Origin of the sequence: Streptomyces sp. KLMMK, from assembly GCF_036961605.1 — a bacterium.
GTDB classification, from domain to species: domain Bacteria; phylum Actinomycetota; class Actinomycetes; order Streptomycetales; family Streptomycetaceae; genus Streptomyces; species Streptomyces telluris.
Genome location: NZ_JBAMDC010000546.1, coordinates 1 through 3,495, shown reverse-complemented (window position 1 = coordinate 3,495; position 3,495 = coordinate 1). Strand labels below are relative to the sequence as shown.

1 protein-coding gene and 1 pseudogene are annotated in these 3,495 nt (G+C 73.6%); both read right to left on the bottom strand.

Annotated features, from left to right (window positions below; all coding sequences use genetic code 11):
- Positions 1-629: 629 nt before the first annotated feature.
- On the bottom strand, positions 630-2,963 hold the full coding sequence (locus tag V7793_RS35285) for a HelD family protein (RefSeq protein WP_443058064.1): 2,334 nt from the start codon (positions 2,961-2,963) through the stop codon (positions 630-632).
- A 110-nt stretch (positions 2,964-3,073) separates the two neighbouring features.
- A pseudogene (locus tag V7793_RS35280) lies at positions 3,074-3,495 on the bottom strand (hypothetical protein); the annotation flags it as partial.

The following is a 3,495-nucleotide window of genomic DNA, read 5'->3' as shown; positions in this document are numbered from 1 at the left end:
GGAGGACTCCACGGCCGTGGTGAGCTGGCTGACCGCGGTCCCGCCGGCGGGAACCTCCAGCCGGACCGTCATCGAGTACGAGACGCTTGGCGCCGTTGCCATGGCCGACTTCCTCTGCTTTCCCTTGTTTCGCTGGTGCGCGCACCGCCTGGCCGGCGGGACGCCGACCGAGGGAGCGCAAGTAACGATCGTCCCACCTACCGACCGGTAGGCGGTAACCAGGGATGAATTTCGGAAATAAAGTTCCGTAACACAAGAGATGATCGGCGGCGCCGCGGGGCCGTTTCCGGCCCGGAAACGCCGTCGGGCGCCCCTCCGGAGAAGGGCGCCCGACGGGACGCTGATGACACCGACCCGCCATGCTCGCCTCGCGGCAAGTGGTCGCTCGAAGCGACTAAGGTTGGGCCCGGGGGCTTGGATCGAGCCGGTGCCACACCCAGGCTAACAAACCGCCCCGGGAAGTCATTCCGCCAGGGGAAGTTCGCCCCCGGGAGCGTCATTCCACCGCCCGGCCGGCGGAGCCGCGGCGGCCCTCCCGGTACCGCAGCCCCTCGTACCGCAGCCGCCCCGCGGGTCCGCGGGACCCGCGGACCGACACGCGTACCGCGCGGCCCCCGTGCCGCGCGGCCTCAGTCGCGCAGCAGGTCCGGCACCCCGTCCGCGTCCGGGTCGTCGCGCTCGCCGGAGAGGACCGTCAGCCGCTGGGTGGCGCGGGTCAGCGCCACGTACAGCACCCGCAGGCCCGCCGGGGACTCGTCCGCGATGTCGGCCGGCGAGACGACGACCGTCGCGTCGTACTCCAGCCCCTTGGCCTCCAGGCTGCCCAGCACCACCACCCGGTCGCCGAGCCCGGCCAGCCAGCCGCGGGCCTCCGCGCGCCGCGCCATCGGCACGACCACGCCCACCGTGCCCTCGACGTCCGCCAGCAGGTGCTCCGCCTCGGCCCGGACGGCCGGGGCGAGGGAGGCGCCCGCGACGGCGAAGCGCGGCACGACGCCCGTGGAGCGGACGGCCGCCGGGGACTCCATGCCCGGCATCGCCAGCGCCAGCACCTTGGCCGCGAGCCCGGCGATCTCCGCGGGGTTGCGGTAGTTCACGGTGAGCCGGAAGCGGGTGCGACGGCGGGCGCCGAGCGCCTCGTCGCGGGCGGCGGCGGCCTCGTCCGGGTCGGACCAGGAGGACTGGGCCGGGTCGCCGACGATCGTCCAGGTGGCGGTGCGGCCCCTGCGGCCGACCATGCGCCACTGCATGGGCGTCAGGTCCTGCGCCTCGTCCACGATGACGTGCGCGTAGTCGCGGCGCTCCTCGGCCAGGCGCTCGGCGCGCTCGCGGCGCGACTCCGAGCGCTGCGGCATCAGCTCCTCCAGCCCGGTGAGCTGGTCGAGCGGGTCGTACTCGCGCGGCTTCCTCGGGCGGGCCGGGGCGCCGAGGAGCGTCTCCAGCTCGTCCAGCAGGGCCACGTCGTGCACGGACAGCGGGCCGCGCCCGGCAGGGTCCAGACGGCGCAGCGAGCGGGCCAGCAGCCGGGTCTCGCGCGGGTTGAGCACCCGGCGGGCGGAGCGGGCGAGGCGCTTCTCGTCGGCCATGCCCGCCAGCACCTGACGCGGCGTCAACTCCGGCCACCAGGCGTCGAGGAAGACCAGGAAGTCGTCCTCGGTGGTGATGTCCTCGTCGAAGGCGGAACGGGCCTCGGCGGCGAGCTCCGGGTCGGTGTAGCGCTTGGGTCCGCCGGCCCTGGACCACAGGGCGTCGAGGATCAGCCTGCGGGCGCGCGGGCGCAGCAGGTTGACCGGTGCGGTGCCGCCGAGGGCGGTGTTGCGGATGCGCTTGAGGTCCTCGGCGCCGAGCTCGATGCGCGCGCCGAAGGCGACGACGCGCAGCCGGTCGGGCGGGCCGGCCGGGCCGGCGGTCTCCAGCGCGCCGCGGACCGCCTTGCGCAGCACCTTGAGCATGCGCGAGGAGCCCTTGACGCGGGCCACGGCCGGCTCGTCGTACGTGTCGGCCTCGGCGCCGTCGACCAGCGAGCCGACGGCCCGGATGGCGACCTGCCCCTCCTCGCCGAGGGAGGGCAGCACGCCTTCGGTGTAGGAGACGAGCAGCGGGGTCGGGGAGACGACCAGGATGCCGCCCGCGTAGCGGCGGCGGTCCTGGTAGAGCAGGTAGGCGGCGCGGTGCAGGGCCACCGCGGTCTTGCCCGTGCCGGGTCCGCCCTCGACCTCGGTCACCGACGCGGCGGGCGCGCGGATGACCATGTCCTGCTCGGCCTGGATGGAGGAGACGATGTCGCGCATCGTGTGGCTGCGGGCCTGGCCGAGCGCGGCCATCAGCGCGCCGTCGCCGACGACCGGCAGGCAGTCCCCGCCGAGGGTGGCGGTCAGCTCCGGGCGCAGCAGGTCGTCCTCGACGCCCAGGACGCGGCGGCCCTTGGAACGGATGACGCGGCGGCGGACGACGCGGCCGGGCGCGACGGGCGTGGCGCGGTAGAAGGGCGCGGCCGCGGGCGCCCGCCAGTCGATGACCAGCGGGGCGTAGTCGGCGTCGAGGACGCCGATGCGGCCGATGTGCAGGGTCTCGGCAATCTCGGCCCGGTCGTCGCGGACGGCGTCGTCGGCGGGCTCGACGGAGGTGTAGGCGCCGTCGGGGCCCTTCTTGCCGTCCTTGCCGAGCAGCAGGTCGATGCGGCCGAAGAGGAAGTCCTCGAATTCGTTGTTGAGCCGGTTGAGGTGCACCCCGGCGCGGAAGACCTGGGCGTCCCGCTCGGCGAGCGCGCCGGGCGTGCCGACCTGCCCGCGCTTGGCGGCGTCGTCCATGAGGAACTCGGCCTCGTGGATCTTCTCCTCCAGACGCCGGTAGACCCGGTCCAGATGCTGTTGTTCGGTACCGATCTCGCGGTCGCGGACCCCGTCGGGCTCACTCTGCGGTCCGGTCGCCACCTGCGCGTGCGTGGCGTTCTGCGCGGCCACCCAAGCCCCCTTCTGCTGTGCCTAGGGCAGCCGTCAACCGTACGCGAACAGGGGTACTGAGCGCACCTGTCGGTACATGACTGTTTTCATCGGGGTTGGAGGGTTTTTGGTCACACCTTGACGGTCGCGAGCAGTTTGCCGTCGAGTGTCCGCACCTCGAACCGGGAGATATCGCTCCGGTTCAGTGCGGCGCCGCCGTGGGTGTACAGCGGCTCCTTGCTCCATTTATCGCCCTTGTCGTTCCCGTCCAGGCCGTAGCCGCCCGGCGGGACCGCCCACGTCGTCACCGTCTGCCGCTCCCCGTCCTTGCCCACGGCGACGAGGTCGCAGGTCAGCGGGCCTCTGACGTGGGCCAGCCGGAGGGCCACATGGGTCCCCCACGCCTTCGGCTGCAGCGAGACCGTCGCATCGACCTTCGTGGCCGGGTCGACCGCGCCGATCTTCTCGCCGTCCTCGTACATCTGCTTGGCCGCGCTCACGCCGCTGTGGTCCGGGGCCTCCCCGGAGAAGACCGCGGCGCCCACCAGCGGGC